This is a genomic window from Microbulbifer aestuariivivens (assembly GCF_039545115.1).
In the GTDB taxonomy this organism is placed as follows: Bacteria; Pseudomonadota; Gammaproteobacteria; order Pseudomonadales; family Cellvibrionaceae; genus Microbulbifer; species Microbulbifer aestuariivivens.
In genome coordinates, this window is record NZ_BAABRT010000012.1 from 42,369 (window position 1) to 69,137 (window position 26,769).

Here is a 26,769-nt window from a genome sequence, read left to right on the forward strand (position 1 = left end):
GGTCCACGCTGGGTCAGGGCCGATGGCAGGACTCCCGGCCCGACAACGCCGCGCTTCAGCTCCACATCCCTCTCTTGATTTCTCTCCCACTGCCTGTCCCGCAGCCCCTACAGGCAACCTCTTGTGGCTTCTCGCGCACGCACTTTCCCTCTTTGCTTCAATCACCCTCAGCCTCCTTTCGCCATCCGCCATCCGCCATCCGCCATCCGCCATCCGCCATCCGCCATCCGATACAGTCTGAATTTCAGGGTATAGCGGCAAGATGCCACTTTTGTCTGCTAAAACCGGGCAATAAGGCAAGTGCTCCGTTACCGAAGACTGACGTCGAGACTTTTAAACATGTGCAGACTGACCCCACTGCCAATCGGCCAGGATTTATTCCGACGGACTAGCAACGCGAAACGCCGGGAGGCAGTGCGACCCGGCGTTGCATAAAATTGGCGTGGCTGTTTTGGTACTTAATCTGTCTTTAGTTTTACTTTCAGTCTCAGCCCCACCTGCAGATGCTGTTACTGCTGTTTTCTTGACAACTGATTACTCCAGCTTGAAGGAGATACGGTTGTGCACCCCGTGACGCACGATGGCCTTGCCATCTTGCATCTGCGGACGATATTTAAACCGCTTTACCGCAGCCAGTGCCGAGCGGTTGAATATCGCCGTCGGCGTATCCGAGGCATCATAACCCCCAACCACTTTCGCGTTTATCACGTTGCCGTTTTTGCCAATACTGAATTCAACCACCACATAGCCCTCAAGCCCGCGCCGCAACGCGGATGCCGGATACTGTGCAGCAGGCTTGAATATCGGCACCGGGGCGGTGTTCATTGATGCTGGGCCAGTAAACTTTTTCCCAGTGCTTGGTGGGGTGATATTGAGAGGGATTTCACCCGGATCTACCTCGTGGGTCATCCTCGGAGCTGTCGGCTGCACCTGCGGCTCGACCACCCTCTGTGGAGGCTGAAATTTTTGCACCGTAGGTGTCAATTTCGGCAAATGGATACTCTGGGGATTGGGGAAAAATTCTGGTTCCGGTTCCGCAAACTGAGTTGTGATCAGTTGCGCCATGGCCAGTATCAACAATAGCGTAGTAATGGCGGCCAAAGTCCAGCTCAGCAAGGCGCGGAACAGGGATGTGCTCGCGAGACTTGCGAGCGACTGGGGCTGGTTGGCAACGACAATATCGGCAGGATTTCGCAGATAAGCTCTCTCCATAACACCTTTCCTTTATTGGGTGTTGATCGCGACAGTAGAACTGTCAAAAAGAAAAAGCTGATCAGCTGCGTTTATGAATAATCCAAAAGTGACAATGTTGCAAACCGTTTACACCAAACAGTGCGACTATTGCTCTTATCGATTATTTTCCGTACCGAACGGGCAAAAAAAAAGCCGCACAGAGTGCGGCCTTTAGTGTAAGGTTCCTCCGGCAATTACTTTGCCAGCTGCTCCTCACGCTGCTTCTCTTTTTCGACGTATGCGATCCACTGTTCGGCAAACTTCCTGGAACGCTCGTCCTTCAGCGCTTTCTTCAGCTGCTTGAGGGCCTCGTTGTACTCTTTCTGGTTGGCGTATGCCATACCCAGAACGATGTACAGCTGATCAGGGCGCTTGAGGCCACCCTTATCCAGCGCGCGCTTGCCCATGGTCACAGACAGCTCGTTCTTGTCCAGGTCCAGATAGATACTGGCCAGGCGCGAATAGAGTTCGCCCTTGTCGGACAGCTTGGCGGCACCTTCGAGGGCGGGAATCGCTTTCTGCAGCTCCTGCGCCATCTGGTAAGCCTGAGCCAGGGTTTCCAGATTTTTGGAAGTGCGCTCGATTTTCTTCTCGTCGAGACCTTTCTTGATGACTTTGGCACCCTTGTAAGGCATGTCGTTACCCATAAAGAGATAAGCCATATTCAACAGCTCTTTCTCTTTTTGCAGGGCACCGCCCACATAGGCCGCTTCCATCATGTGCAGCTGGTCCTGGTCACGCTTCAGCTCACCATACATACCGGAGAGCTGTTTGTAGTACTCACCCTTGGGGTAGTGCTTGACCAGCTTCTCCAGGATATTGGTGACCTTCTTGTAGTCGTTCTTCTCGAAATAGAAGTAACGCTGCAAGCCGTACCAGTTCTCCTTCGGCACCTTGCCTTCGCTCTCGTACATGGACACCGCTTTGTTGATGTCCGTCAGCGCCTTGTCCAGCTGTCCGGCCTGGTAGTAGACCTGACCGCGCATCGCGTAATCAGTGGCACTGACACTCTCAGCGCGGCTGAACCACTGGTTCAGGTAATTGAGCGCGAGGTTCCAGTCTTCCATCACGAAGTAGAGCTGGGCGATGGTCTTCAGGGTGTTCAGCTCAACGCCTACCGGGATGTTCTCCACCCCCTGAGCCAGCACTTTCTTGTACGCATTGATGGCGTCCTTGTAGCGCTCCAGGCTGTAGTAGACGAAACCGTAGAAGAAATACATCTGTGCGCGCTCGTACGCGTTGTACTTGCTTGCACCGGCTTCCATGTCACGCAGGGCCTGCAGGGCGCCGTTCCAGTTTTCGGCGTCCGCCGCTTCCTGAACTGCGCCCAGCTTCTTAAACACGCTCTCGCTCATAGCAGCGACCTTGCGTGTCTCCTGGTTGCTCTGCGCTTCAGCCTGAGCGAACGGCGCAGACACGCCGACCGCTTCGAGGACCGTCACACTGACCGCGGGAGCCAGGACCAGGGGCAGTGCCACGGACGTTCGCAAGACGAATCTGGAGAGTCCCTTCGTCATGGTCGTCAACTTCATATGCTTCCCCTTTAATTCTTGGCCAGGTTAAAGCTGATTTTGGTCCTTACACCGGGGACCTCGATCGGCTGACCATCAACCACCCGCGGCTTGTACTTGTACTTCAGCGCCGACTTGACCGCCGCACTGTTGAAGATGCTGGTCGGGTTGCCATCATTGGTGAAGGCCTCCACAACAACCGCATCACGCACAGAACCGTTTTTGGTTACGGTGTATTCGACAATCACCCAGCCTTCGATCCCACGCTGCAGAGCGCGACGGGGATACTGTGGTGCCACCTTCACGATGGGCAGGTAATCACCCTCGCTGGCAAAACCGCCGATACCGCCAATCTTTATGCCGCCGCCCGTCGTGGGTGCAGACATGTTGATGGAATCGTCCACGTTCGGATCGTCGAACTCAGGCTCCGGCATATCGGGGGGCGGCTCCTCCACGTCCTCCGGCTTTTCCGGCTTGCTGGTATCGTACTGGGTTTCGATCTTCGTCTCAGGCATCACGATGTCGGCAACCTTGATTTGCTCCTCTTCTTTGGGAGCACCGAGGTTAGCCTCGATCAGCGCATGCATGGTGAAGATCAGGGCAAAGGTGGTGGCGACTGCCAATACACCCGCCCCTAATAATCTTACCGGGTTCATAGCTGTTAACTCTTTTCTGTCGCGACCGAAACTTTCTCGATACCGATTCTCCTGGCGGCATCCGCAATCAGGGCAATCTTCTCGATACTCGCTTCCTTATCGGGCTGAATCACCAACCAACCCTTGGGGTTTTCGGCATACAGACGTTCGAGGGTGACCTTCACCAAGCGATCATCCACCTGCTCTTTGGCAATCCAGATTTCATCGTTTTCGTTAATCGCTACCAGAATAGAGGCGGCTTTGAGTTCAGCGGTTGTCGCTTCCGGCTTTAACACATCGACACCCGGTTCCTTGATAAAGGTCGCGGTGACGATAAAGAAGATCAGCATGATAAACACCACGTCCAGCATGGGCGTGAGGTCGATCGCACCTGCTTCTTCTTCTGCCGTATTTTGTCTTTTGCTCATAGCAACTCTCTTAGCGAACTTCCTCGACGGAACCCCTGCGGGGCTCCGCGAGAGTTTCTGGCTTGGCTAAACCTTCACAGCAAATAAGCTTACGCCTTGGCCTGGCTCATTGCCTTATGCGGTGCCTTAGTGATCCATCGTCAGATGGTCTTCCAGCAGCTGGGTTTCACGCTCCGCCTTGCCCTGTAGGTAAGTGTTGGCAAACACTCCGGACAGCGCGGTCACCATGCCCGCCATGGTCGGGATGGTAGCCATGGATACACCACTGGCCATCTGTTTGGCATCACCACCACCGGTGATCGCGAGAACTTCGAACACGTTGATCATGCCCCAGACCGTACCCAGCAGCCCGAACAGGGGCGCCAGGGATACACAGGCCTGGATCATGTCCATATTGTCCTGAATCTTCTCGGATACCCGGGAGATCAGCGCATAGCGGATCTGGTGCGCGGACCAGGATTTGCGCTCGGAGCGCCCCTCCCACTGGTCCAACGCGCCCTGCACATCAGCCTTCAAACTTTTGTTGAAGTAGAAGACGCGCTCAAAGATCAGCGTCCACATAAAGAAGGTCAGGATGGCGATCAGAAGCAGTACTGGCCCGCCCGACGCCATAAAGGCGTTGACGGCGGCCCATGCGTCATTTAATGCGTGCATGTTGCCGCCTCCTCTTATTTACGCTCGGCGTTTTCCGCCACGATACCGGCACTCTGCTCTTCCAGGATGTGCAGGATACGCTTGGCGCGACCGTTAACGATGGTGTGCATCAGTACGGTCGGGATAGCCACTACCAGACCCAGCACGGTGGTTACCAGAGCGGACGAGATACCACCGGCCATCGCCTTGGGATCGCCGGCACCGAAGATGGTGATGGCCTGGAAGGTGATGATCATACCGGTAACGGTACCCAGCAGACCCAGCAGCGGGGCAACCATGGCGATGATCTTCAGCAGGTTGAGGCCGGATTCAATTGCCGGGCGCTCTTTCAGAACCGCCTCTTCCATCTTCAGCTCGAGGGTTTCACCGTCCACGCCCTTGTTCTCTTCGGCAACGGCCAGGACACGGCCCAGCGGGTTGTCGGTGTTCGGGGTGTCGGAGCGCAGCTGCGCGTTCACGCGGCTGTTCACACCAGACAGCACCAGCAGGCGCCAGACAGCCAGCAGCATGGCGATCACACCAACAGCGGAGATGATGTAACCAACGATGCCACCCTGGTGCCAGCGCTCAACGATTCCCGGGCTGTTGATCAGCGCCTTCAGCAGCGAGCCGCCGGTAGGACCAGTGGGGTCCACACCGAATGCGGTGAAACCGCTGGTGGCGTTCTGCAGGTTCTCAGCCATGGACAGGTACTTGCCGCTGGGCTGACGGATGAGCTCGGCCATCTTGTTGGCTTCGGTCATTTCCAGGTACTTGCCATCGGAAACCAGGTTGAAGTTACCCACGCGGACAACTTCCTGCTCGACCTGCTCACCGCCGGGCTTGATCACAGTGCCGTTGAACTTGACCACGTTGCCGGATTCGATGATTTCGCGCTGCATTTCGTACCACAGACGCTCGATTTCGGCGATGGTCGGCAGCTTGGTCTGGGAGTTCATCTTCTGGATCAGTTGATCGAGGAACTCGGTGCGACCCGGGTACTGGGCGGAAACGATGGAGGTTTCCATGTTGGCGCGCAGGTCGCCAGCGGTGGAGGTCATGTGACCGAACAGCTCTTTCAGAGAGCCCATGCGCTCGTCCAGCTGCTCGCGCTTCTGCTGAACCTCGATTTCCTGCTGCTGGTATTTGGCTTCCAGGCGGGCGGAACGCTGCTCTTCTGAGGTGCGGGTCTGTTTGGCCTGATTCAGCAGGGACTGCTGGTTGGCCTTCTGACGACGGAACTCCGCTTCGCGCTTTCTGTGCTCGGCAGATTCGGCGATCTTGGATTGACGAACCATCTGCAGCAGCTGATCCAGAGACTTGGCTTCATCCTGGGCCACAGCTGTGCTGTTGATCAGACCAGCCGCCAGAACTGCGGCCGTCATGGATACTAGGCGTTTGGCGAAAGTGGTTTTCATTGCGCAGCCTCCGGAGCCTGGATCGGCATGGTCATAATGTCTTGGGTGGCCTGCTTGCGGGCGATTTTCAGGCCATTCTGGATGGCGCGGCGGTACTCGCCAGAGTCGATTTCTACCCAGGCTTTCTGATCTTTGTCATAGGCCAGGGAGACCTTGGAGTCAGTGGTCTGGGCAACCAGAGCGATACGGCCGATCTGAAGAATATTCACTTCACGATCCTGACCGCCTACGGGGAGGGTACCGCTGTAGCTGTCGATCTTACGGGCGTATTCGGCTTCGAAGTTGTACAGCTCCAGTACCTGACGGAATTTCTCCGCAACGGTGATATCAGAGCGGTCCATATTGTTCTTCACGCCCTGCAGGTTGGCCATGCGCTCTTCCAGCTTGAACGGGGCGTCCAGCTTGATGAACTGCTCGAGGCCGTCGAGCATACGCAGAATCAGCGGCTGAATCTGGCGCTCAATGACGGTGACGTTTTCAATGGACTCATTCAGGTCCTTGATCACCGCGAGCTGGTTGGCCAGCTGCTTTTCCAGCTGGGCGTTGTAGACGCGCAGACCGTCGATTTCCTTGTTGACCACTTTGAAGTCCTGCAGCAGGCCAGTGGTTTCTTCGGCAATCTTGTCGATGCGCTTTTGTGACGCCTGAGCGGCAGCAGTTTTCTGCTGACCTACGGCCAGGACGTTATCGAGTGTATCCGCAGTGGCTACGCTGCCATAGAGTGCGCCGGCAGACAGCGCAGTGGTCAGCGCCACAGCCATGAATCGCTTGGTTTTCATTAGACCCCCCAGTGGGTTCAATATTTCACAACATGGTCGCGATGATTTAGCTGCCACAACGCGGTGTGATTTTGGTTTGAAGACAGCTAAGAGCCGCACATTGTAAACAGCCGAATTGATTATTCAAATGCCGATTGAGAGTCTCGCCCGGCATGTGTAGAGAGGTAACACCCGGGTAACAAATCCGGGCGTGACGCACACATTTACGGCGGCATACAAGGCGATGGCCATCGCGGAAATTAACAGAAAGGCTAAAGGTTGATCAAGATGTTGTTATTTTGACCTGTCGTACTGAACAAAACAGTAGTTGTATTCATCCCTATCCGATGACGGGTAACAGTCCCGGCGGGTTTCCGACCAGCCATCCGCGAATACGGGAAAGAAAGCATCCCCCGCCACTTCGGCATCCACTTCGGTCACGTACAGCCGCTGCGCCAGTGGCAATGCCTGCCGATAGATCTCCGCGCCGCCGATCACCATCACCTCGGCGGAGCCGCTTTCGACCGCCGCCTGACGGGCCGCTGACAGCCCCTCTTGCAAGCTGGACACCACAGTCACGCCGTCCGCCCGCCAGGCGGCATTGCGGGTAATGACGATATTGACGCGGCCGGGCAGGGGCCGGCCGATGGACTCGAAGGTCTTGCGCCCCATCAGCAGTGGCTTGCCCATGGTCACGCGCTTGAAAAACTGCAGGTCGGCGGAAATACGCCAGGGCAGGGTGTTGTCGCGGCCGATGGCGCGGTTGCGCGCCATGGCGGCGATCATCGCGATAGGGACTTCCTTCATCTATATAGCCACCGGCGCGGGAATATGGGGATGCGCCTCGTAACCGCGCAGCTCGAAATCCTCAAAGCGGAAGGCGAACAGGTCGTCGACGTCCGGGTTCAGATGCATCTGCGGCAGCGGCAGCGGCTCCCGCGACAGCTGCTCCTCAACCTGCTGCAGATGGTTCAGGTACAGGTGGGCGTCGCCAAAGGTGTGAATGAAGTCCCCCGGCTTGAGTCCGCAGACCTGCGCCAGCATCAGGGTCAAGAGGCTGTAGGAAGCGATATTGAACGGCACGCCGAGGAAAATATCGGCGCTGCGCTGGTACAGCTGGCAGGACAGCTTGCCGTCCGCCACATAGAACTGGAACAGCGCATGGCAGGGCGCCAGCGCCATGCGCCCGGCGGCGGCGTTATCCGACGGGGAAACCCCTTCGTCCGGCAGGTCGGCCGGGTTCCAGGCGCTGACGATCAGGCGGCGGGAGTCCGGCCGCGTCTTCAACTGCTCCACCAGATCGGCAATCTGGTCGATCTGGCGACCATCCGCGGTCGGCCATGAGCGCCACTGGTGCCCGTACACGGGGCCGAGATCACCGCTGTCGGTAGCCCAGCCATCCCAGATGCGCACGCCGTGCTCCTGCAGGTAGCCGATATTGGTATCCCCCTGCAGGAACCACAGCAGCTCGTGAATAATCGAGCGCAGGTGCAGCTTCTTGGTGGTCACCAGCGGAAAGCCCTCGCCGAGGTCGAAGCGCATCTGGTAGCCGAACACGCTGACGGTGCCGGTGCCGGTGCGGTCGCTCTTGCGGGTGCCGTGGTCGCGCACATGGCGCATAAGATCGAGATACTGCTTCATCTATTTTCAGGTTCCACTCTTGGCCGCGGTGCGCCCTTTCGGCAGCGGCTGCGTTCGGTAACTCCACACCAGCAGGGCGATACCGGCGGCGATCATGGGCAGGCTCAACAACTGGCCGCGGGTCATCCAGCCGAAGAGGTCAAAGCCGATATGGCCGTCAGGCTGGCGCACAAACTCAACGATGAAACGGAACAGACCGTACAGCAATACGAAAAGTCCGCCCACGGCGAGCCGCGGACGCGGCTTGCTGGAAAACCACCACAAAACGGCGAACAGCACCAGACCCTCGAGGAAGGCCTGATACAGCTGCGATGGGTGACGCGCCAGCTGCTCCGGGTCCCGCGGGAACACCATGCCCCAGGGAAGATCCGTCTGGCGCCCCCACAGCTCCTGGCCGATGAAGTTGCCGAGGCGGCCGAGACCAAGTCCGATCGGTACCAGCGGCGCGACAAAGTCGATCAGCGCGGGGAATGTGGTGCCGATTTTACGGGCGTAGATGGCGGTTGCCAGCATCACTCCCACAAGACCGCCGTGGAAGCTCATGCCCCCCTCCCAGACCTTGAACAGTGACAGCGGCTCGGCCACCAGCTGGGGGAAGTTATAAAAGAACATATAACCGAGACGGCCGCCGACCACGACCCCGATGGCACCGTAGAGAATCAGGTCCTCCACCTCGGACTTGATCACCGGCGACCAGGACTTGCGACTGCGCCGCAGCGCCAGCCACCAGGCGGCGATAAATCCACCCAGGTACATCAGGCCGTACCAGTGCACCTTGAGCGGGCCGATGGCAACGGCAACGGGATCGATCTGCGGATAGGGTATCATCGGCGGTTCACTGTTATTGACGCGGTTCGGTTATTGACGCGTGGATACTGGCGCGTGGATGCTGGCGAGTAAAATCAGTCGGAAATCTTACCAGAAGCCCGCAGCCGAGTAATGCTCACAGTCCGCCGTGCGGCTGGCTATCATTCACCCTTTGGAGTGATAAGCCTGTTTGCGTATGTGCCTGTTACTGTTCGCCTACCACTGCCACCCCGACTACCCGCTGCTGATGCTGGCCAACCGGGATGAGTTCTACGGTCGCCCCACCGCGAGCGCCGCGCCCTGGGACGATGGCAGCATGGTGGCCGGTCGCGATCTCCAGGGCGGCGGCACCTGGGCGGGCATCGCCCCCGGGCGGGTGGCGGCGGTCACCAACATCCGCGAAGCGGATGTCCCAAGTCCGCCGCAGGCCCTTTCGCGCGGCGACATCCCGCGGCGCTTTCTACAGCGCAGCCCACAGACATCCCCGCAGAGTGGCCCGAGCCCTCTCGACTACGCCGAACGCCTTGAACGCGACCGCTACCGCGGCTTCAATGCTCTGCTGTTTCAGCTCGGTGCCCGCGATGAACTGGTCTGCGCCGGCAACCGGCACCAGCCCTTTCGCTTTGCCCCCGGTATACACGGCATCTCCAACGGCGCTCCGGACGCACCCTGGCCCAAGGTTGAGCGCGGGCGCGCCGCGCTGGCGGCGCTGATCAATGGCCGCGGCCCCGACTTCAGCTACGACCACTTTGTCGAACAGTCCATGGCGCTGCTCCGGGACGACAAGCCGGCCCCGCGGGACACGCTGCCCTTTACCGGTGTCGGCCCGGCACTGGAAAAGGCCCTGTCACCGATTTTCGTGCGCATTGAAAGCGCGGAATTTGCCCGCGGCACTTCCGGCAGCGCCTCCCACAGCGCATCCAGCGAGACTCCCTACAGCACCAGCGGCGACAACCCCGGCGCTTACGGTACCCGCGCCAGCACCGTCATCGCCGTGCACCGTGACGGCACCACCCGGCTGTGGGAACAGACCTATCAGGATGGCCGACCGGCGGGTCCCATCCGCCACTTCTCACTTCCCGGCCAGTAAACCTGCCAGCAAGCTGCCCAGTAGCGCTCGGCCTGCAAGGCCAGTCAGGGCTACCGAGCACAGCCGTTGCCGCGCGAATATTGCCCTAGAGTGAAATGTTTGCGGCGCCAAGCAAATTTTGCATTTGTTGCCATACTTAATTTCACAGGTCGGGTTTGGTTGAGTTTCGTGCCGCCAGAACCGCCCTAATAAAGGAAAGTCGCGCGGGAAGCATGACAATGGTGAGCCGTCGATAAGCATCGATGAAAACAGGACCGCCTCGCCGCAGGTTGGGAAGGTATAAACGATCTGGCGCCCGGCTACCTATCACGCATTCGCAGACCGGGCCCTGCAGCATCGCTGAGGTACCATGTCGTATTTCAACCCAGAGCGCCGCACACGCAAATCGCCGTTTCCGCTTCTGATACTCGGCAGCCTGTGCGTTTTTGCCCTCTATTACGCTTTCAGCGCTAACCAGAAAACGGTTCCCGTACTGCCGGAAAGCGCGGTCAAGCAGCACCTGATCCGCTGGCTGGTGGACAACCCGCGCTCCTGGCCCGCCCAGGACCCGATTTTCAATCCGTCGGCGGTCAAGCGCATCTACGCGCGCACCGATTACCGGCTGCTCTGGTTCGACAACTACAGCCTGAGCGACACCGCCAACGACCTGATCAAACAGCTGACGGCGGTCAGTTCCGGCAACCACAGCAGCATGGTGGGCTACCGCTATCACCTCGGCTATTTCGACCGCACCCTGCGCGACTCCCCGCAGCGCCTGCAGATGGCCGCGGTGCTGGATGTGCTGCTAACCGATGCGTTTGTGTCCTATGCCCAGGACACGCAACTCGAAAACCTCAAGCCGCGCAGCCGCCCCAGACGGGACATCACACCCGTCAGCAACCTGCGGGATGGCTTCCGCCTCACCAGCCTGGGGCTGGGACGGCAGACTTCCCCCAACCCCGGTGGCCGGCAATACTTTCATGGCTATACCCGCGACACCCGCGACGGCAATGACAGCAACAGCGGCGAGAATCGTGGCCAGAGCCGTGATAACCGGGGCAGCGACGGCGGATATACCAGCCACGTCTACACCAGCGACCGCTCCCGTCGCTATTCCGAGGCGCGATCCAGTGACCGAGCCGCCTATCGCGTCGTACCGCGGCCCGGCTATCGCCGCGACTACAGCAGCCGCAGCGGCCAGTCACGCTTTGCCAGCGGTGGCCTGCCGCCGCGCAATAGCTATCCCCGCAATGGCTATCCCCGCAATGGCTATCCCCGCAATGGTTATCCGCGCAGTTTATCCGGCTCTTTATCCAGCTCCGAGGGGGCACCTCCCGCGGGGCGAGTGTCGGAAAACAGCGAGGGGCCCTATTACCCGAGCAATGATCCGTTTGGCGGCGATGCCTCTGCGCTGCGCTACGAGCTGGACCGCTATCGCCAGATTGCCGACAGTGGCCGCTGGCGGCCCATGCCCCCGGGACCGGCCATGACCCTAGGTGCCAAACACCCCCATGTGGCCCTGCTGCGGGACCTGCTCACCCTGTATGGGGATTACCGCGGCTATCATGGTTACGCGGGCGGCAGTAACAGGAGCGGCGAGCGCGATCGCTTCGATCACGGCCTGCACGAGGCGGTGCTGCGCTTTCAGGAGCGCCACGGCCTGAAAGCCGACGGCATTGTCGGCCGCGAGACCCGCAAGCGTCTCAACCTCTCGCCCACCGCGCGCATTCGCATCATCGAAACCAACATCCGCCGCCGCGAACAGCTTCCCGCACAACTTGGCGAGCGTTTTATTCAGGTCAACATCCCCGCCTACCGTCTCAAGTATGTGGAGAACGACCGCGTGCGCCTGGCCATGAACGTGGTGGTGGGCAAACCCAAGCACGCCACTCCGGAGATCACCACCCGCGTCAGCCGGGTCGTGTTCAACCCCACCTGGACGGTGCCGCGCAGCATTCTGGTCAAGGAGATCCTGCCCAAGGCGCGGGCCAATCCCGGCGGCATGCAGCGCATGGGCTACCGGGTGGTGAATGGCAGTGGTGACCACCTGCCGCTCACCGCCCAAAACCTGTCGGCTGCCGGTCAGGGGTCCTATCTGATGCGCCAGCTCGGCGGAGAGGAGAATATTCTGGGACGGGTGAAATTCGAGATTCCCAACACCGAGGATATTTATCTGCACGACACCCGCGCGCGCAGCCTCTTTTCCCTTACCCAGCGGGGTTACAGCCACGGCTGTATCCGCCTGGAAAAGCCGCGCCACCTGGCTGAAGCCCTGCTCAATCCCGAGGGCGACTGGGACCAGTGGCGCATTGATCAGCTGATCGCCGGCGATGAGACCACCGATGTGCGGCTCCGGGAGAACGTGAAGGTCTACCTGACCTACTGGACCGCCTGGGTCGACGGCGAGGGCCGCCTCAACTTCCGCCCGGATATCTACGGCAAGGACGGCCTGTCCGCCAACCAGTTCTGAGCCTCAAGACACCCTGCCGGGGCGGGTCTGGCGACCCGGCAGGGCTTTCCCCCCACCGACCCACCGCAGCTATGCACAACAGCGATTAGCCGCAGGTGTAAACCACCGCCGTCACTCGCGGTTATTCCCCACACCCGCACCCCCACTGCCGGGGCAATCGCGCAAAAGACTTGGGACCAACCCGGTTACAAATTACCACTGTGGGCACGGCAGTCCGTCGAGCGGACGCTTTGCGATTCACAGGGGTAGATTATGGGTACTGGTCGCTCTCACCATCATTGTTCTAGTCAGTCTCTCCGCCATCATTCCCCCCTCCGCTCCCAGAGCTGCTGTGCCGCGGCGCTGGCCCTGGCCCTCTGCCTGGGCGGGGAACTGCCGACTGCGACCGCAGCGCCGGCCGCAGAGCCCGCTGCCGTGGCGGAATACGCCAGCCCCGATCCATTCACCCCCTATGGCCGCCAGCATATTTTGATGAGCGAGGAGCTGGCCCGTTACCAGTCCCTGGCCGAGGGCGATCACTGGCAGCCCCTGCCCGCAGGGCAGGCGCTGGCGCCCGGCGTGCGCGACCCAAGAGTCCTGCAACTGCGCAGCCTGATGATGCAGTACGGCGACCTCCCCTTCACTGAGTCTGTCTCCGGACGTGGTGCCCTGGGTGACGGAAGCCCGCGCAGCGCCGACGAGTACGATACAGAGCTGCAGGCGGCAGTGCGCCGCTTCCAGCGCCGCCACGGCCTGCGACAAGACGCCCTGGTGGACGAGCGCACGCGCGCCCAGCTGAATGTGCCCCCCGCCGAGCGGGTCCGCACCCTGGCGGCCAACCTGGAGCGCCTGCGGCAGCTGCCGCGGGAACTGGGGCCCCGCTATATCCTGGTGAATATTCCCGATTTCAGCCTGAAGCTGATGGAGGACGGCCGCGAGCAGTACCGGATGCGCGTGGTGGTGGGAAAACCGAAACACGCCACCCCGCAGATCGCCACCCGCATGACCCGGGTAATCTTCAACCCCGTCTGGCGGGTACCGCCCAGCATCGCCCTGCGCGAACTGCTGCCCAAGGGCAGCGCCGCGCTGCGGGCGCGCGGCTTTCGCCTGGTAAGCCACAGTGGCCGTTCGGTGCCCTTTACCTCGGGCAATATCGCCGGCATCCGCCGCGGCAAGGTGAGCCTGCACCAGAAAGGCGGGCCGAAGAATGCGCTGGGCCGGGTCAAGTTCGAAATTCCCAACCGGGACGCCATCTTCCTCCACGACACCAACAGCAAACACCTGTTCCAGCGCCCCGAGCGGGCCTTCAGCCACGGCTGCATCCGCCTGGAAAAACCGCTGGAGTTCGCGCGCATGATGCTGCTGGAACAGAACGGCTGGCAGCCGCAGCGCGCCGAGCAGTATCTCAACAGCGCACGCACCCGCGCGGTCACCCTCAAACAGCCGCTGCCGGTGTATATCGCCTACTGGACTGCCTGGGTGGATGAGGACGGCCAGCTGCAGTTCCGCCCCGATATCTACCAGCGCGACGGCCAAACCAACGAGCGCGCCGGCGAAGCGCGTCAGGCACCGGAACAGCAACAGCCGGGGTGAGTCATGCAGCGCACAACAGGCCAATGGCAAATACTGGCGGCAGTAATTGTCCTCTCGCTCGGCATTCTGAACAGCGGCCGGGCCTCGCCCGCGACGCAACAGCCAGCCATAGATCCGCGCACCGCGGCGCCCGCGCTGGTGGCCGCAGCCGAGCGCTACCGCAGTCTGGCGGAGCGCTGGCAGGCACCGGCAGCCGGGCAGCCGCTGTCACCGGGGGATCGCGATCCCCGCGTGGCGCAAATTCGCGAGATCCTGCGACTGTACGGCGACTATTCCGGCACGCGCGCCCCCCTGCCCGCCGACAGCCAGCCGGACCCGCAGCGCTTCGACAGCGCCATGAGCCGGGCGCTCTCGGCCTACCAGAAGCGCCACGGTCTCGAGGTCACCGGTGTCGCCGATACCGCAACACTGGCACAGCTGTCTGTTCCCCCGGCGGACCGGGCCCTGCAACTGGAAGCCAATGCCCCGCGCTGGCAAAAGCTGGCCAGCCAGGCGGGCCAGCGCTACCTGCTGGTGAATGTGCCCGCCTTCGAGCTGCAGATGGTGGAACATGGACGAGTGACCCTGCGCATGAAAACGGTGGTGGGGAAAACCAGTACCCGCACCCCAACCCTGCGCAGCCGTGTCACCAATGTGGTCTTCAACCCCACCTGGACGGTGCCGCGCAGCATTCTCCTGACCGACCTGCTGCCCAAGGCGCGCAACAATCCGCAAGCCATGCACCAGCGGGGATACCGCGTGGTGAATTACGGCAGCAGTGAAACCCGCCCGATTTCCCCGGAGAGCATTTCCAGCGCCGCCCAGGGGCAGGCGACCCTGCGCCAGATCCCCGGGCGCGGCAACACCCTCGGGCGGGTCAAGTTTGTCCTGCCCAACAAGCAGGCCATCTACCTGCACGACACCCAGGCCCAGAGCCTGTTCAAACATAACGATCGGGCGTTCAGCCACGGCTGCATCCGCCTCAAGGAACCGGAGGAGCTGGCCTACGCCCTGCTGCGCCCGCAGGGATGGGACCGCACGCGGGTGGCCGAGGCCACTACCGGCAACGAGACCCTCAATATCCGCATCGAGAAACCGCCGCGGCTGTTTATCGCCTACCTGACCGCCTGGATCGACGGCGAAGGGCGGCCTCACTTCCGCCGCGACATCTACCAGCAGGACCCACCCAGCTCCTCCGGAGCCTCCGGAAGCAGCCCCGCAGACTAGACTCCGTCTCTCGCTCCGCAGGCTCACCAGCCGTTCCCCGGACCTCTCCAGCGACAGCAGCAGATACTGAATCGCATTCGCGTCAGCACGGGTTTTGGCCTCAGCATCAGCCTTGGTAGCAGCGGTATCGGCAGCTCTGCCCAAGCCCTCCCCAAGCCCTCTCTAGCCCCGCTCCTATTCCTTTCCAGGCCCTCTGCCGCTGCTCTGCCGCCCCGGGTCTGCCCGCGGCTCGGCACTAGTGCGCACTCAGCCCCATTGAAAACTATAGAGTCAGAAAAAAATGGAGTTTCAGCACAGAAAGGCTAAATGACAACGGTGTCGCGGAAAATTGGGCTTCTCGCCATCAAAGCACACCAAAGACGGCTGGAACCCTTAGCCTGAGAGAAAAAAATTCCAAGCCCCTGTTTAAATTAATTCCTCATGAGAGCTGTACGATTTGTAACCGATGATCGCTTTTTGTACATTGGCTGCCGAGCCCGAAGGCAGCAATGCCACTGCGGACTTGCCACGAGAATACGAGAGGCGGAGATAGGTATGAAACAGGGCGTGAAAAATCCTTCCAGACGTCGATTCCTGGCTGTGACTGGTGCAGCAGCAGCAACCGTCGCCGCCGGCCCGACTTTGGCTAAAGTAGGCAGCGGTCGCACACTGAAGATGCGCAACCTGCACACTGGCGAGCGCTTGAACGCAACTTACTGGTCCAATGGCGGTTATGACAGCGCTGGCTTGAAGCAATTCAACCGGCTGCTGCGCGACCACCGCGCCAACGAAGTGACGCGGATGGACCCGAAGCTGTTCGACATCGTCTACAAGCTGAAAGAGAAGCTGAACTTTAACGGTGAAGTGGAGATTATCTCCGGTTACCGCTCGGAGAAGACCAACGCCAAACTGCGCGCCGCCGGTCGCGGTGTCGCGCGCCGCAGCTACCACACCCGCGGCATGGCACTGGACATCCGCATGCCGGGCATCCCACTGTCCAGACTGCGCCAGGCAGCGCTGGAGCTGAAAGCGGGTGGCGTCGGTTACTACCCGAAGAGCAACTTCGTGCATGTGGACACAGGCCCGGTGCGCCGCTGGTAACCGCCGGCCGGTCCCGCGCGGCAAGCACAGAGCAGGATAGAGCAGGACAGGCCAACACAGAGTGGGCGCCGGCAAATCCAGAAAACCAGCGTCCAAGTCCCCCAACAAACAAAAACCCCGGCAAACGCCGGGGTTTTTTCGTTGCAGGACAGCGGTTTCAGGGCAGGCTAAGCGCCGCCTACTGTCCTTGCAGGGAGACCGGTGTCAAATCCTCGGCCGCGGCCGGAACCTCCACCGTGCCGCTCATCAGTCCCGCCACGGCTTCCAGCAGCTGGCGCGCCCGGGCCAGATTTTCCAGCTTGGCCAGCTCGATGGGGTCCTCCATCCCGAGCAGCAACGCCTCCAGCGCCACGAAATGTTCCGCCAGGGCTTCCTGCTGGTAACGATCCAGCAGCAGTGCGGCCATTCCCGCGCCACTGGCCGGAAACCAGTTGCCCTGCAGTGTCCGCAGCATGCTCAGCAGCGCCTGCTTGGAGTCCGCCGCGCGGCTGCTTTCCACGTCGCTCTCGGAACTCTCCGGCAAGCGGCGCAGCAACTCCTCATCGACCATCTGGGTATGGGTGGCGCGAATCTGCTGCAACCGCGCAACGGGGTCCAGCGCCAGGAACGGGCGCGAGAGATCATTGGCGCCATAGGGCATTCGTTTCGCCAGCCGGTGGACGTCCTCGGACAAAGCCTCGACCATTAAGCGGGTGAGGGCCCGGCGACGGTTGGCGGCCAGGGCCTCCGGTTTCTCGCCGGTGCTCTCGGCGGTGAAATCGGTGGCGGCGCGCTCACTGGTGGGCCCCCAGAGCATGACTTCCAGGGCGTGAAAGCCGGTGCTCGCCTCCTCGTGCGCCGTGAGCCGGTGCTGGCGGCGGAGGTTGGTCAGCGTCAGCTCCACCGCCGTATCGTTGACAATGCCGCTGTCGGAATAGCCGGGCACCGTATCCAGATAGCCCGGCTGCGCGGGCCAGCTGTCGACCACCAGCTGCAGCGCCCGGCCCTGCTCCCGCAGGGGGCCGGGGGCGAAAGCCAGACGGATATAAGGCAGCGCAGCGGCGAACTCCCGGTGCGCATCCAGCCAGGCCAGTTTGGCCGCTTGCAGCTGCTCCGCCGAGGGCTTCTCCAGCAGCGCTTCCACAGTGTGGTTCAGCACCTCGACGGCGGCCTGGGTATTGGCGACCTGCGCCAGACCGGCATCCCAGATGGCGCGCGAGAGGGTTTCCGCTGCCTGCGTATCCACAGTCTCGATCGCTGGCCCCTGCACCTCGTCAGGCAGCGACTCCTCCGCCCGCTCGCTGTCGCAGGCGACGAGACCTGCGAGGGCGGCCAACAACAGCGCGCCGCGGGCGCTTCCAAGTATCGCTCGTGTCACAAGTTTCCCCACCGGGTTCCCCACTTCAGCCAAGTCCTGTCTATTTTCCGGCGCCCAGCATGACGCCGCCCTGTTCACTTTGCGTCGCGCAGACTGATAATCGGCCAGCCGCGCTTTTCCGCTTCCTCCCGCAGGCGCGGGCAGGGGTCCACCGCCACCGGGTGGTCCACCTCCTGCAGCAGCGGCAGGTCATTGATGGAGTCGCTATAAAACCATTTTTCATCGCCGGCAAACCCGGGGTTGTGGGTCAGCCACTGGTGCAGGCGGACGACCTTGCCGCCCTGATAGCAGGGCTCACCCACGACCTTGCCGGTATAGCGTCCTTCGTGCTCCTCGGGTTCGGTGGCCAGCAGGCTGTCCACACCGAGGCGCTGGGCGATCGGCTCCACCACAAAACGATTGGTGGCGGTGATGATCATAATATGATGCCCCTGGCGGCGATGCCGACGGATTAACTCCTCCGCCTGCGGCAGCCAGATTTCGTTCACCACCTCCTGCATGAATTCACGGTGGAGGCTGTTCAGCTGCCCCCGTGTCATCTGCGCCAGAGGTTCCAGGGCGAATTCCAGATAGGCGAAAATATCCAACTCGCCGCGCTGGTAGTCGCGGTAAAAACGGTCGTTGGCGGCGCGAAAGCGCTCGCTGTCCACATGCTCGCGCTCGACCAGAAACTGGCCCCAGGCGTGATCGCTGTCACCGCCGATCAGGGTGTTATCCAGATCAAAAATTGCCAGTTGCACGGCCCTTCTCCCCAAAATTCCAATTTAGATGCCCAGCGTGGCTTTGGCCGCCGGCACAGCTCCCTGCCACGGCGGGCATTTTACCCTTCACAGCGCCCTCGCACGACCTCCGCGGCCAATTGCCGTAATACCCTCGCTGTGGAACAATGCCTGACAACTACGCGCAGCGACAGGCTGCGCGGCATAAACTTCGAGGACAGTATTTTGGGCGACGGAAAGCCGGCATCCACCGGTCGCAAAAACCGCCGCAGGTCCGCCAGGCAGTCGAGCCGCAACGAGGCCCCCGCCAACGGCGGCCGCAAAAAGAGCACACGCGGCGCCGACAACAGCAGCAACATCGATGCCGAGGGTTTCCGCCCCAATGTCGGCATCATCGTGCTGAACGACCGCGGCCAGGCGCTGTGGGCGCGGCGGGTGGGCGGCAAGGACGCCTGGCAGTTTCCCCAGGGCGGCATCAACCCCGACGAGAGCCCGGAGCAGGCGCTCTATCGGGAGCTGTACGAGGAGATAGGCCTGACCCGCGACCAGGTCAGCCTGATCGCCTGCACCCGCGGCTGGCTCCGCTACCGGCTGCCGCAACGCCTGGTGCGCCGCCGCTCGGAACCCCTGTGCATCGGCCAGAAACAGAAGTGGTTTCTGCTCAAACTGGAGGCGGCAGAGAGCGCCATCAGCTTCAACAACGGCTGCAAGCCCGAATTCGACCACTGGCGCTGGGTGAGCTACTGGCACCCGCTGACCAAGGTGGTGACCTTCAAGAGGGAAGTGTACCGCCGCGCGCTCACCGAGCTGGCGCCACAACAAATACAACTGGAGAAGCGCTGGGAACGGGAACAGGATTAATCCCGCAGCGCTTTGTTTACTCCGCACCTCGGCGAGGAAAAGCCTTTGCTCGGATCACTGCGCAGCATCGTTCAGGAAGTCAACGCGGCCCGTGACCTGCCCGCGGTTCTCGATATCATTGTGCACCGCGTGCGCGACGTCATGCACACCCGCGTCTGCTCCGTCTACCTGCGCGACAAGCAATCCGGCTCCTATGTACTGATGGCCACCGAAGGCCTCAACCCCGACTCCGTCGGTCAGGTCAGCCTGGAGCCGGGCGAGGGCCTGGTGGGCAATGTGGTCACCCGCGAGGAGCCGATCAATCTGGAGCGCGCCGAGGCGCACCCCGCTTTCCAGTATTTCCCCGCCACCGGAGAGGAGCAGTTCAGCGCCTTCCTCGGCACCCCCATCATCCACCACCGCAACGTGCTCGGCGTATTGGTGGTACAGCAGGCCGAACAGCGCCGCTTCGACGAAGGGGAAGAGGCCTTTCTGGTCACGCTGTCGGCCCAGCTGGCCGGTGTGATCGCCCACGCGGAAGCCACCGGCGCCCTCGCCACCATCGGCCAGCAGCGCCGCGAAGCCAAGTTCGAGGGCATCGCCGCCTCGCCCGGCGTGGCCATCGGTCGCGCCCATATCGTCGCCCCGCCCGCGAGCCTGTCCACCGTGCCCTACAGCTGCTGTATCGATGTGGAGGCGGAGCTGGCGCTCTTCAGCCAGGCCCTGGTCGCCGCGCAGGAAGAAATTCGCGCGGTGGGCGAAAAACTGAAAGACGAGCTGAACCGGGAAGAGCGGGCCCTGTTCGATGCCTATATCAGCATGCTCGACGACAGCTCACTGGCGGCGGAGGTGTGCGAGCGTATCCGCGGCCAGCAGCTCAGCGCCAGCCGCGCCTGGGCGGAAGTGATGCTCGAGCATGTGCGCCGCTTCGAGGCCATGTCCGACTCCTACTTTCGCGATCGCGCCGCGGATGTGCGCGACCTGGGCGCGCGCGTGCTGATGCACCTGCGCGAGCACCAGCACAGCGAACGGGATTACCCGGATAACGCCATCCTGATTGGCGAGGAACTGACCGCCGCGGCGCTGGCGGAAGTGCCGCGGGGCAAACTCATTGGCGTGGTCTCCATTAAGGGCTCCGCCAACAGCCACGTGTCCATCATCGCCCGCGCCATGGGCCTGCCCGCGGTCATGGGCGCCGAGGAGCTGCCGTTCGAGAGGATCGACGGCGCCGAACTGGTGGTGGATGGCTATCACGGTGAGCTGTATGTGCACCCCACCGCGGAGCTGCGCCGGCGTTATGACGCCATCGTCGAGGAGGAGCGGGAAATCGCCCGCCACCTGGATCATCTGGCGAACCTGCCCGGCGAAACGGCTGACGGCCACCGGGTGCGCCTGTGGGTGAATACCGGGCTGATGGCCGATGTGGTGCGCTCACTGGAGCGCGGCGCGGAGGGCGTCGGCCTGTACCGCACCGAGGTGCCATTCCTGCTGCGCGACCGCTTCCCCTCGGAGGAGGAGCAGCGGGAGATTTACCGCGAGCAGCTCGAAGCCTTTGCGCCGCGCCCGGTCACCATGCGCACCCTGGATATCGGCGGCGACAAGGCGCTGGCCTACTTTCCCATCGAGGAAACCAACCCGTTTCTCGGCTGGCGTGGCATTCGCGTAACCCTGGATCACCCGGAGATCTTTCTCGGCCAGGTGCGGGCCATGATGAAAGCCAGCCTCGGCCTCGACAACCTGCGCATCATGCTACCGATGATCAGCGGGCTGGGCGAGCTGGCAGCCGCGCGCAAGCTGGTGGAGCGGGCCTACTGCGAACTGGTGGACGAGGGCTACCAGATCAATATGCCGCCCCTGGGCATCATGATTGAAGTCCCCTCCGCCGTGTACCAGGCCCGCGAGCTGGCGGAACAGGTCGATTTCATGTCCGTGGGCAGCAACGACCTGACCCAGTACCTGCTGGCGGTGGACCGCAACAACAGCCGCGTGGCCAATATCTACCACGCCCTGCACCCGGCGGTGCTGCGTGCATTGCAACACGTGGTGGAGGCCAGCCACCAGGCCAACACCAAGGTGGGCATCTGCGGAGAGCTGGCCGGCGACCCCGGCGGCGCCCTGTTGCTGGTGGCCATGGGCTACGACGTGCTGTCCATGAACGCCACCAACCTGCCGCGAGTGAAAGCGGCCCTGCGCGCCGTCAGCAAATCCGATATGGACAAGCTGCTGGAGCAGAGTCTCGACCTGCACTGCCCGGAGCAAATTGAAGACACATTGCACCGCTACCTGAAGCGAGTGGGCCTCAAATCACTGCTGCAGCCGATGTAGCCTGCGGCCACCACCGCTGCGCAGACCCGCGCCAATGCTCAAAACGGCATAAAAAAAGCCGCCCGGGCAGAACCCGGGCGGCTTTTTTATCCGCTCGCATTAGCGGCTCAGGCAGGATCAGCCCTCCGCTTCCTCGCGGTAGGCATCGGCGTCGAGCATATTGTCCAGCTCGCTGACATCGCTGGGCTTCACGCGGAAGAACCAGCCGTCGTCGTAGGGAGAGCCGTTCACGGTTTCCGGCGCTTCCTCGAGATCCTCGTTGATCGCGATCACTTCGCCGGAAACGGGCGAATAGATATCGCTGGCCGCCTTCACGGATTCCACCACGCCGGCCTCGTCACCGGCCGCCAGGGTGGCGCCCACTTCCGGCAGTTCCACATACACAACGTCGCCCAGCGCATCCTGGGCGTGATCACTGATTCCGACGGTGACGGTGCCGTCCTCTTCCAGCCGCGCCCACTCATGGCTGGACAGATATTTCAGTTCGCTGCGAGTCTCGCTCATTCTGTGTTCCCTCGATTAAGCTCTCTTGAATTCAGTCATTGGCGACCGGGGCACACGAGCCTGCGCTCCGGTCGCATCGTTGCGGTATCAGATTACGGATTTACCGTTGCGCACAAAGCTGGGTTTCACCACCTTTACCGGCACCAGTTTTTTGCGAATTTCCACCTGGGCGCTATCGCCCACCGTCACCGGCACCCGCGCCAGGGCAATGGAATAACCCAGGGTCGGCGAGAAGGTGCCGCTGGTGATGATACCGCGCTCCTCTGTGCCGTCCACCACTACCGGCTGGTCCGCGCGCAGCACGCCGCGCTCCTCCAGCACCAGCCCCACGAGTTTTTCCTTCGGCCCAGCGGCCCTCTCCTGCTCCAGCGGCTTGCGGCCGATAAAATCCCGCTCCTCTGGCTGCCAGGCAATGGTCCAGCCCATGTTCGCGGCCAGAGGGGAAGTGTCGTCGTCCATCTCGTGGCCGTACAGGTTCATGCCCGCCTCGAGACGCAAAGTATCCCGTGCACCCAGGCCGCAGGGGGCAACGCCGGCATCCGCCAGGGCGCGCCAGAAACCCGGGGCGTCCTCGGCCGGCAACATGATCTCGAGGCCATCTTCGCCGGTATAGCCGGTGCGGGCCACGAACCATTCGCCACGGGCGACACTTTCAAACACCTTGAGGCTGTCGATAACCGCCACCCAGTCGATGCCCAGCACCTCCTTGGCTTTGGCCAGCGCCTCGGGCCCCTGCACGGCCACCATGGCGAGCTCTGGGCGCTCGGTCAGGGTCACGGCAAAATTCTTGGCCTGCTGCTGCATCCACGCCAGGTCCTTGTCACGGGTGGCACAGTTCACCACCACCCGGTAGCCGGGATCGCGCAGGTAGACGATCAGGTCATCGATAACCCCGCCATGCTCGTTCAGCATGCCGGTGTAGAGGGCTTTGCCCGGTTTGCCGTCCAGCTTGGCCACGTCGTTGGCCAGCAGGTAGCGCAGGTAGTCCCGGGCGCCGTCACCATCGAGATCCACCACGGTCATATGGGAGACATCGAACATGCCCGCCGCAGTGCGCACCTTGTTGTGCTCCTCCAGCTGGGAGCCATAGTGCAGGGGCATATCCCAGCCGCCAAAATCAACCATTTTGCCACCCATGGCGACATGCGTGTCATACAGAGGCGTTCTGTTTCCCATCTGTTGTTCCCGAATCCAGTAACAAATAAAGCCGCGTATTCTAACGGCCGCGCAACCGGCCTTACCAGACGGCAATCTTCTGCAAGCCTAGCAGGCATCGGGATGAAAGCCTGTGGCGCACCGCTATCGCCGACAAAACTGTGGGCATGGATCGGCGCGGCTGAAAAAAAACTTTGCCGGCGCAGTTATCCGGTATATAAGGCGACGCCTGCGCGACCGGAAGTCGCTCGCGCATGCCTGCGGAGCCCACCCTTGAAGACAACCCCGAACCTGGCCCCGCCACCAGTCCGCCCCCGGCTGGATGAGCCGGTACTGGAGAGCATCGCCAATGCACTGCGCGCTGACGGCGTATGCGTGCTGCGCGCGCCGCTGCCGCCGGCACTCCTGGCTGGCCTGCTGCGGCATTTCCGCTCCATCGACGATCGCAGTTTCAAGCGCGCGGGTATCGGCCGCGAGGACGAGCATCAGCTGAATCGCAGCATCAGGAGTGACCGGATCTTCTGGCTGGACCGGGACAACCAATATGTCTCCGCGTATCTGAACTGGATGGAGGAGTTGCGGCTGGGACTGAACCGCCACCTGATACTGGGGCTGTTCGATTACGAGTGCCACTACGCCTATTACGATCGCGGTGCCTTTTACAAAAAGCACCTGGATGCCTTTCAGGGCGACACCAACCGGGTACTGAGTACGGTGCTCTACCTGACACCCAACTGGCAAGCCCGCGACGGCGGTGAGCTGGCCATTTACCCCTCGGTGGTCCACGGCGAGAAAGAGACCCATACACCGCTGCTGACCGTCGAGCCGCGCTTCGGCCAGATGGTCATCTTCCTGAGCGAGGAATTTCCCCACGAAGTGCTGCCGGTACAGCGCCCGCGCTACAGTGTCACCGGCTGGTTCCGGGTCAACAGCAGCCTAGGGGGCACAGTGGACCCGGCATCCTGAGGCTTTCCCTATCAGTGCCGGGCTTCCAGTGCCGGGCTTCGACCCCTGCTGGGCCGGCTGTGAGACTGACGAACCGGTTAAAGGAGCTATTCGGGGGTACCGGGCGGTGGGCAGGGACAACGAAATGAAGAGACCGACCACCGGCTGGCCGGCCTCACGGGTTTAACGGGAACGTCCGTCCTCACCCTCGTCCGTATCGGCATCACCCTCGGGCCCGGCGCCAGCGTTTTTCGCTCGCTCGTCTTTTCCACCCTGGTCCTGCACCCCCTCGTCCACCTTCAGGCCGTAGCGCTTGGAGCGCCAGCGCCAGAGTCGGCGCGCCAGCAACTGGCGGTCGGGCGTCCGGTCTGCCTCGTCGACGATCTCCTCGCCCAGTAGTGTTTCCAGTATGTCTTCCAGCGTGACGAGCCCCTCGAGGCTGCCGTATTCATCCACTACCGCGCTGATCTGCACCCGCCGCGACAGCATCTTCTGGAATGACTGGTAGATGGTGGCGGTCTCCGGCAGCATCAGCATATCGCGGCGGAACTGCGACAGCTTCGCGGCCCGATCGCCCTTGGCATACGCCAGCAGCAACTCCTGCTTCAACACAAACCCGACCACACAATCCGGGTCGTTGCGCTCATAGACCGGAATACGGGAAAAGCGGCTGCGCTCCACATCCTCGTAGGCCTCGCCCACGGTGTCGTCCTGGGACATGGAATACACCACCGTGCGCGGCGTCATCACCTCGCGCACCGAGTGGTCGCGCAAGGTAAAAAAGAGATTGCGCAGAATATTCGACTCGCGCGCTTCCAGCTGCCCTTCCGCCTCGCCGAGTTCGGCCATCACGGCAAACTCCTCGCGGCTGAAGCCGGTCAGGGTAGGACCATGGGATAACCCCCGGGTCATCCACTCCGACATTTTCACGAACGGGAACAGCACCCACACCATAAACCGCACCACGTAGGCGGTTACCGGGGCCAGCTGACGCCAGTACACCGCGCCCAGGGTCTTGGGAATAATCTCGGAAAAAATCAGGATTAACAGCGTGAGAACAGCGGAGATCACCCCCAGATACTGGTTGCCAAAAACCGTCGCCGCCTGGGCACCGGCACCCGCAGCGCCCACGGTGTGGGCCACCGTATTGAGGGTCAGGATCGCCGCCAGCGGCGCGTTGATGTCTTCTTTCAGATGGCGCAGCAGCGGCCCGGCGCGATGCCCCTCGCGCTCCATCAGGCTGATATAGGGCTTGGTCACACTGAGGATGACGGACTCGGCAATAGAGCACAGAAAGGAAAAGCCCAGCGCAAGCAGTACATAAACAATCAGCAAGGTCATGAAGGGTCAGTCTTAGTTTTTACCGAGGAGAAATTTTGCGTGCCGCCAAGCAGGGCGTAGACCAGCGTGAGCAGCACACCACAGACGAAGCCGCCGAGATGGGCCGCGTTGGCGACTCCGACACCAAATACCAGGGTGAAGAGCCCGCTGGCACAGATCAGAAGCCAGGCCACCGCCACTGTGACAACTCCCCGCGGCACGTCGTTCCAGTCCGGCGCCAGGCGCTGCAGCACCAGCACCGCGCCCACCAGCGCGTAGACGACACCGGACATGCCGCCGAACACCGTCTCCGGTGACCAGAAATACTGGGCCAGGTTCGACACCGCCGCACTCACCAGCACCAGTACCGCCAGCGGCAGGGTGCCGGCGCGCGCCTCCAGAGAGCGCCCCAGTATCCATACCCCGAGGGCGTTGAACAGCGCATGGGGCAGGGAGAAGTGCACTACCACCGGGGACCACAGGCGCCAGTATTCGCCGCTGCTCCAGTGCCATGCCAGTGTGGAGCCGGCCCAGTCGAACAGCTGGCGGCGGTCGGGGAAGATCACCAGCCCCTGCGCCAGGTTCTCCCGCAGCAACAGCCAGCCGGCGAAGCACAGGCCGATTAACAGCAGAGACAGGGGCGTGGCAACAAGCGGCCAACTGGGCAGCGGCGCGGCGCCGACCGCATCTGCGCGGCCCACATCACCGGTGCCGGGAGCGGACCCGGCCTCAGGCCCGGCTTCGGCAGCGCTGTGCTGCGGCTGGTCGCCCTCGCCGGGGTCGGCGCCTGCGCCAGCGGCATCAGCGGTAACGGGCTCGATACGGACATCGGCGAGCGCTATCTGCCCGGCGTTCCAGTGTTCCAGCAGCGGTAGCAGCATCTCTTTGAAGCGGGGGTCGGGCCCCCACAGCACCTGCTGGTTATTCTCCTCGCTGATGCGCAGGGGCAGGCGACTGCGCGCAATAAATTGCGCCAGCTCACGGAGGTCTTTGTCGATGGGAAATTGGTAGACAGCGGTCCAGTCGCTCAAAAGTCAGTCCGGGCCTTGAGAATTTGTCGTCAGTTTTAATGCAGTAGCGCGGTCGCTGGCAACCACTAACTTACAGCTTGTAGCCTCAGCCGAGCCAGCCCCAGATCCCGCT

At 61.9% G+C, this 26,769-nt stretch carries 24 protein-coding genes; 8 read left to right on the plus strand and 16 right to left on the minus strand.

The genetic code is table 11. The features are described 5' to 3' along the window. Window positions 1-534: 534 nt before the first annotated feature. The 10 genes from ABEA58_RS08695 to lgt all read right to left on the minus strand — a co-directional run bounded on the left by ABEA58_RS08695 (window position 535) and on the right by lgt (window position 9,085). Window positions 535-1,212, minus strand: coding sequence for an energy transducer TonB (locus ABEA58_RS08695; protein WP_345550661.1), 678 nt, complete (start codon window positions 1,210-1,212; stop codon window positions 535-537). 215 nt (window positions 1,213-1,427) lie between these two features. Then, complete coding sequence (locus ABEA58_RS08700) at window positions 1,428-2,765, minus strand: tetratricopeptide repeat protein (RefSeq protein WP_345550663.1); 1,338 nt, start codon at window positions 2,763-2,765, stop codon at window positions 1,428-1,430. Between the two features lie 11 nt (window positions 2,766-2,776). Continuing rightward, a complete protein-coding gene (locus ABEA58_RS08705) occupies window positions 2,777-3,400 on the minus strand; it encodes an energy transducer TonB (RefSeq protein WP_345550665.1) in 624 nt (207 codons plus the stop codon). A gap of 5 nt (window positions 3,401-3,405) precedes the next feature. Continuing rightward, window positions 3,406-3,807: an ExbD/TolR family protein gene (locus ABEA58_RS08710; protein ID WP_345550667.1), complete on the minus strand. Its 402-nt coding sequence runs from the start codon at window positions 3,805-3,807 to the stop codon at window positions 3,406-3,408. Between the two features lie 126 nt (window positions 3,808-3,933). Further along, window positions 3,934-4,461 carry a MotA/TolQ/ExbB proton channel family protein gene (locus ABEA58_RS08715; protein ID WP_345550669.1) on the minus strand — a complete coding sequence of 176 codons (528 nt, stop codon included), beginning with the start codon at window positions 4,459-4,461 and terminating at the stop codon, window positions 3,934-3,936. 14 nt (window positions 4,462-4,475) lie between these two features. Beyond that, complete coding sequence (locus ABEA58_RS08720; protein ID WP_345550671.1) at window positions 4,476-5,858, minus strand: MotA/TolQ/ExbB proton channel family protein; 1,383 nt, start codon at window positions 5,856-5,858, stop codon at window positions 4,476-4,478. Then, on the minus strand, window positions 5,855-6,637 hold the full coding sequence (locus ABEA58_RS08725; protein WP_345550673.1) for a DUF3450 domain-containing protein: 783 nt from the start codon (window positions 6,635-6,637) through the stop codon (window positions 5,855-5,857). Before ABEA58_RS08725 ends, ABEA58_RS08720 begins: the two co-directional genes overlap by 4 nt. 273 nt (window positions 6,638-6,910) lie before the next feature. Then, window positions 6,911-7,423, minus strand: a complete 513-nt coding sequence (locus ABEA58_RS08730) for a dihydrofolate reductase (RefSeq protein WP_345550675.1) — start codon at window positions 7,421-7,423, stop codon at window positions 6,911-6,913. Then, a complete protein-coding gene (locus ABEA58_RS08735; protein WP_345550677.1) occupies window positions 7,424-8,257 on the minus strand; it encodes a thymidylate synthase in 834 nt (277 codons plus the stop codon). 6 nt (window positions 8,258-8,263) lie between these two features. After that, entirely contained in the window at window positions 8,264-9,085 is an 822-nt protein-coding gene (gene lgt, locus ABEA58_RS08740) for a prolipoprotein diacylglyceryl transferase (RefSeq protein WP_345550678.1), read from the minus strand. 175 nt (window positions 9,086-9,260) lie between these two features. Between lgt and ABEA58_RS08745 the strand changes: the two genes are divergently transcribed. The 5 genes from ABEA58_RS08745 (at window position 9,261) to mepK (ending at window position 16,461) form a co-directional block, all read left to right on the plus strand. Next, a complete protein-coding gene (locus ABEA58_RS08745; RefSeq protein ID WP_345550680.1) occupies window positions 9,261-10,154 on the plus strand; it encodes an NRDE family protein in 894 nt (297 codons plus the stop codon). Between the two features lie 349 nt (window positions 10,155-10,503). Further along, entirely contained in the window at window positions 10,504-12,603 is a 2,100-nt protein-coding gene (locus tag ABEA58_RS08750; protein ID WP_345550682.1) for a L,D-transpeptidase family protein, read from the plus strand. A gap of 414 nt (window positions 12,604-13,017) precedes the next feature. Beyond that, window positions 13,018-14,175, plus strand: a complete 1,158-nt coding sequence (locus ABEA58_RS08755) for a L,D-transpeptidase family protein (RefSeq protein WP_345550684.1) — start codon at window positions 13,018-13,020, stop codon at window positions 14,173-14,175. Between the two features lie 3 nt (window positions 14,176-14,178). Further along, entirely contained in the window at window positions 14,179-15,381 is a 1,203-nt protein-coding gene (locus ABEA58_RS08760; RefSeq protein WP_345550685.1) for a L,D-transpeptidase family protein, read from the plus strand. Window positions 15,382-15,915: 534 nt separating this feature from the next. Then, complete coding sequence (gene mepK / locus ABEA58_RS08765; RefSeq protein WP_486348260.1) at window positions 15,916-16,461, plus strand: peptidoglycan L,D-endopeptidase MepK; 546 nt, start codon at window positions 15,916-15,918, stop codon at window positions 16,459-16,461. A 178-nt stretch (window positions 16,462-16,639) separates the two neighbouring features. On the opposite strand, the gene ABEA58_RS08770 is transcribed toward mepK, so the two are convergent. Beyond that, window positions 16,640-17,818, minus strand: coding sequence for an imelysin family protein (locus ABEA58_RS08770; protein ID WP_345550689.1), 1,179 nt, complete (start codon window positions 17,816-17,818; stop codon window positions 16,640-16,642). Between the two features lie 74 nt (window positions 17,819-17,892). Further along, window positions 17,893-18,558 carry a histidinol-phosphatase gene (locus tag ABEA58_RS08775; RefSeq protein ID WP_345550691.1) on the minus strand — a complete coding sequence of 222 codons (666 nt, stop codon included), beginning with the start codon at window positions 18,556-18,558 and terminating at the stop codon, window positions 17,893-17,895. 336 nt (window positions 18,559-18,894) lie between these two features. Here ABEA58_RS08775 and ABEA58_RS08780 point away from each other — a divergent pair, with 336 nt between their 5' ends. Further along, the gene (locus ABEA58_RS08780) at window positions 18,895-19,398 is read left to right on the plus strand and encodes an RNA pyrophosphohydrolase (protein WP_345550771.1); all 504 of its coding nucleotides are present in this window, start codon (window positions 18,895-18,897) and stop codon (window positions 19,396-19,398) included. Between the two features lie 45 nt (window positions 19,399-19,443). Next, window positions 19,444-21,702: a phosphoenolpyruvate--protein phosphotransferase gene (gene ptsP / locus ABEA58_RS08785; RefSeq protein ID WP_345550693.1), complete on the plus strand. Its 2,259-nt coding sequence runs from the start codon at window positions 19,444-19,446 to the stop codon at window positions 21,700-21,702. A 117-nt stretch (window positions 21,703-21,819) separates the two neighbouring features. Here the strand turns inward: ptsP and gcvH are convergent, their stop codons facing one another. Together gcvH and gcvT are read right to left on the minus strand one after the other, a co-directional pair. Continuing rightward, complete coding sequence (gene gcvH / locus ABEA58_RS08790) at window positions 21,820-22,206, minus strand: glycine cleavage system protein GcvH (protein WP_345550694.1); 387 nt, start codon at window positions 22,204-22,206, stop codon at window positions 21,820-21,822. Window positions 22,207-22,293: 87 nt separating this feature from the next. After that, window positions 22,294-23,382 (minus strand): glycine cleavage system aminomethyltransferase GcvT, encoded by a 1,089-nt coding sequence (gene gcvT / locus ABEA58_RS08795; protein ID WP_345550696.1) that lies wholly within the window; start codon window positions 23,380-23,382, stop codon window positions 22,294-22,296. Window positions 23,383-23,634: 252 nt separating this feature from the next. Here gcvT and ABEA58_RS08800 point away from each other — a divergent pair, with 252 nt between their 5' ends. Continuing rightward, a complete protein-coding gene (locus ABEA58_RS08800) occupies window positions 23,635-24,327 on the plus strand; it encodes a 2OG-Fe(II) oxygenase (protein ID WP_345550698.1) in 693 nt (230 codons plus the stop codon). Between the two features lie 162 nt (window positions 24,328-24,489). On the opposite strand, the gene ABEA58_RS08805 is transcribed toward ABEA58_RS08800, so the two are convergent. Together ABEA58_RS08805 and ABEA58_RS08810 are read right to left on the minus strand one after the other, a co-directional pair. Further along, window positions 24,490-25,647, minus strand: a complete 1,158-nt coding sequence (locus tag ABEA58_RS08805; protein WP_345550699.1) for a CNNM domain-containing protein — start codon at window positions 25,645-25,647, stop codon at window positions 24,490-24,492. Then, a complete protein-coding gene (locus tag ABEA58_RS08810; protein WP_345550700.1) occupies window positions 25,644-26,657 on the minus strand; it encodes a rhomboid family intramembrane serine protease in 1,014 nt (337 codons plus the stop codon). The genes ABEA58_RS08805 and ABEA58_RS08810 overlap by 4 nt, the downstream gene beginning before the upstream one ends. Between the last annotated feature and the right edge of the window lie 112 nt (window positions 26,658-26,769).